The sequence below is a fragment of the uncultured Subdoligranulum sp. genome, from assembly GCF_937890665.1.
In genome coordinates this window covers 1-3,933 of record NZ_CALADU010000300.1, presented here as the reverse complement: position 1 = coordinate 3,933, position 3,933 = coordinate 1, and the positions used below count along the sequence as shown (strand labels likewise).

The following is a 3,933-nucleotide window of genomic DNA, read 5'->3' as shown; positions in this document are numbered from 1 at the left end:
AATTAAAGCCGGGACCGCTTGTGTTTCGCTGACCATATAAATGTAGGTCAACGAATAATCGCTGGGACAGCCGGCCGCACAATCGGCAGGGTCCTGTGGGCGTGCGTACCAATTCATGCTGACTGGAATATCTACAGCCAAATGCTGGCCATCAGAAGTGCCTGCTGTATCTTCACCATCGCCAAATAGCGGGTCAAATTCAGAAGTGATGTTTTGTGCCTGAACGACCGCTTCGGTAACAGTTAAAAATTCACGCAGAGTGCTTTCGTTTACTTCTTGCGCGCCAAGCGCAAAGATGGACGCACTGGAAGCGGGGTACAGTTCATTGAACAAGTTGTAATAGCCGTCATAGTGGAAATTTGACTTTACGCAAAGCAGATCCTGCAAATCAGTCAAACACTGCGCCTGCGATAGCAGTTCGGCGTTTTCCTGCGATTTGCAATAGAGCAAGCCGGGACGGAATAAAAGCGGCAGTGCCCAACAGCCATCCGAATCTGTATAACAATTTACAATGTTCTTATAGCAATCATCGGTGTCAACCTGACTTAAATCGGCCAAAATCCCCTGATCTATATAGGATTCGATCGGCAGCCCATCCAATACAAGCACATCTGGCCCCTCTCCTGCGAAGATCTCCACATTGAGGGTTCGAATAACATCATCAAGCGTCATTCCGTTATTTATGCTATCCTGCCCGTATTCCACTGTGATGGTCTGCTCTGGATGCTGGGCCGCGTAAGCATTGATGCCCTCCCGCAGGAGAAAACTGTCTTCCATAGCCCAGATAACCAACTCACTGCCAGAAGGAATCGTCGCTTCCGCATCGTAGTGATAGCGGTAAAGCTGCGCATGATTGTTGCCATCCATCCCGCTGACCCAATAGCTGCCGTCTTGATCCACAACAAGCTGTTGTTTTATAAACTCGTTGCTTGCGAGTACAAAACTGCGATTGTCAGCGAATGTTTGCTGCAGCATGCCATCCAGGGCGAGCTGATGGATTCCGTTACTGTCGGCCCAGGTCAAAACACCGCTGTTTACAGAAGCGGCACATGTTGAGGGCAGGGACTCAGCAAGGGGCAGTTGATATTGCTGCAAAGTATTTCCGCTGTTTGCATCAAAGACAGTCAGGTTCGAGCTGCCAGTAACAAAAGCGTAAACTTCCCCCTCTGAATACAGGACCGGGCTGCCGTAAAAGCCGGGGGTTATCGTTGTGACTTGGCGCGTGGCGCAGTCGACCAGTACGAAAATGGTGGATTCTACCACTTGTACTGTCAGAAAAACTTTTCCGTCATCGGTCAGCCGAAGATCAATCGGTAGAGCATCGGTTTGCTGCAGACTATCCACCTCTACGGGCTCTAATGCATTCGCGTCTCGACCGGTACAAAGCGAATACTGCCCGTCGCTGTTTCTTGTGACAGCCCAAATCGAGCCGTCATCTGCGATGTCCACATAGTTTGGGGCGTTGGCAGGCATGTCGCTTTCCTGCAGAACAGTCCATGTAGAGGATTCAAACTGTAAGAGCTGAAGTTTACCCGTTGAGTTTAATCCGACCAGGCGGACGTTTCCATCCTGATCGATCCGCAGATCGTAAAAGCGGCTATATGTATCGGGCAGGTTTTCGGACATAGACTCTTGAAGATAGGCGCCTGTAGCCGTACCTGTTTTTGGAATTTCCGTGGATTGTGAATCGGCAGATGCGCTGGAAGATTCACTGGCCGGGGCGGAAGTCTCGGCAACATCCGAGGGCGAGCTTCCGCATGCGGATAAGGCCGACACTATCATCAGGGCTGATAGTGTTGCGGATAAGAGCTTTTTTCCGATTTGCTTCATGATGGTTGACTCCCTTCGCAATTTGCTTTACACTGATTGTAACGGATGCACACTTAAATTATCCTGAATTTTTTTCAAAACAGAGGAAAAAAATGAAAATTCTTTTGGTAGAAGATCATGATGCTTTGCGGCACAATATCGAGGCTGTTCTGAAAAGCGAAGGATATACGGTGGTTCCTTGCGCTGACGGAATAGATGCTGAATTTCAAATTATGAACAATAGCAGTGATCTGATCCTGCTGGATCGGATGCTGCCTGGCCAGGACGGTCTGACCATAACTCGAAAGGCGCGGGCACAGGGCATTACGACGCCTATTCTGCTGCTTACTGCGTTGGACAGTCTTGGGGATAAAGTCAGCGGGCTGGACGCAGGAGCCGATGATTATATCGTAAAACCATTTGCCATGGAAGAATTGCTGGCTCGTTTGCGGATCTGGTCGCGGCGGACGGTCCCCCTGGAAGATCCAAGTCAATTGGATTTTGGCGATCTTTGCTACCAGCCAGGAGTTCGGTTGCTCAAAGGGCCAGAAGGAGAGGAAGTCCTGCCGAAGCGGTTGGCACAGTTGATGGAACTCCTTTTGCGAAGCGCGGGCACTCCCATTACCAGAAGGGTTATTTTCAATCGGATTTGGGGACCGGATGCAGAGGTGACGGATGCGGCGATCGACACCTATATCCATTTGGTTCGGCAGCGGTTGATACATCTGCATTCAAAAGTTAAAATCATAAACAGCCGAGGGACTGGTTATCAGTTGCAATATGAAGCAGAAGAATAGAACAAAATCTTCCCGAAAAGAAATATACCGTCATTTGCAGTACCGAATAACCGCTTTTTGCGCAATTTTGACCGGTTGGTGCTCTTTATCGCCTGTGCTATTTCATTTCATGCGGCAAGGAGAGAGAGCCAGAGTGCTGCGCAGTCGTTGTTTCTGTCTCAAAGCCAAACCGCGAATGCGTATTTGTCGGCACCAGGAAGTGTGGATACGCAGAGCCTGTTGCAGTTTGCAGAACAATGTGATCTATCCGTGGCCGTTGTTGATGGGGGAACATTGCTCACGTTCACGCCCACACTGACGGCAGAAATGCGGGATGCCCTTTTGGCAGAACTGAAAGAAGATGCCGTAGGGGAAACGCTGTATTCATCAAAGGCCCAGAGCGGCACCTTTGTCCTGACCGCCGCAGGAAAAGAATGGCGGGCGGCACTGCAAAATCATTCTGCTTCAACGACGCAGTGGTATAATGTGCTTGTATTGCAGCCAATGACAACGGATGTTTCCGGGATGATGCGCCTGCTTGTTCAATATGCGGTCGTTTTTTGCATTGCATGGGCGGCACTGATCATAGTTGCCGCATGGCTGTCCAAGCGAGTGATCCGCCCGGTAGAAGCAGCGCATACAGAGCAGCTGCGTTTTTTAGCTGGCGCCAGCCATGAATTGAAAACCCCTCTTGCAGTGATTTCCACTTCCGTTGATCTGTTGCGGCGCGGAGTATCCGACCCGGAAGAACCCTGTCAAACCATCCAGCGCGAGACCCGCCAAATGGCAAGGCTGATCGACGATATGCTGGTTCTTACCAATGGCGGTACAGGGCGCTGGAAATTACAACTACAGCCCTTGGTGCCGGAAGATATTTCGATGTCTGTTTATGAAAAGTTTGTTCCCATTTTTGCACAGAAAGCGCAGGAACTGACCTTGCAGCTGCCAGATACGGCACTGCCATCTGTTTTTGCGGATGAGCAGCGCCTGGAGCAGATACTCTCCATCTTGCTGGATAATGCGCATTCCTATGCCCCGGAAGGAAGTTCTGTTCAGCTGCGGGTCGATCAGTGTGAGGAAGGGAAAATACGGTTCTGGGTGGTAGACCACGGGCCGGGTATCCCGGACGAGGAAAAGCAAGCGGTTTTCCACTACTTTTATCGCAGGGAGGCGCAGCAACAGCAGGCACCAAACAAAGCCGGGCATTATGGCTTGGGGCTGTCTGTAGGAACGGAATTGGCCAGGGTGCAGCAAGGTTCGCTGACCGTGCTCGACACGCCGGGCGGCGGCGCGACTTTCGTAAGCGTCAAACGTGGGACCGGGTAGACAGGTATGAGAGAATAGTGGT

Annotated in this window: 3 protein-coding genes; 2 read left to right on the top strand and 1 reads right to left on the bottom strand. The window is 50.8% G+C overall.

Annotated features, from left to right (window positions below):
- Positions 1-1,830 (bottom strand): hypothetical protein (locus Q0526_RS17380; protein ID WP_298736440.1); only part of this gene is annotated, 1,830 nt, incomplete at its 3' end.
- Between the two features lie 92 nt (positions 1,831-1,922).
- Between Q0526_RS17380 and Q0526_RS17375 the strand changes: the two genes are divergently transcribed.
- Complete coding sequence (locus Q0526_RS17375; RefSeq protein WP_298736438.1) at positions 1,923-2,606, top strand: response regulator transcription factor; 684 nt, start codon at positions 1,923-1,925, stop codon at positions 2,604-2,606.
- A gap of 57 nt (positions 2,607-2,663) precedes the next feature.
- Positions 2,664-3,911: a HAMP domain-containing sensor histidine kinase gene (locus tag Q0526_RS17370; RefSeq protein WP_298736435.1), complete on the top strand. Its 1,248-nt coding sequence runs from the start codon at positions 2,664-2,666 to the stop codon at positions 3,909-3,911.
- The last annotated feature ends 22 nt before the right edge of the window (positions 3,912-3,933 follow it).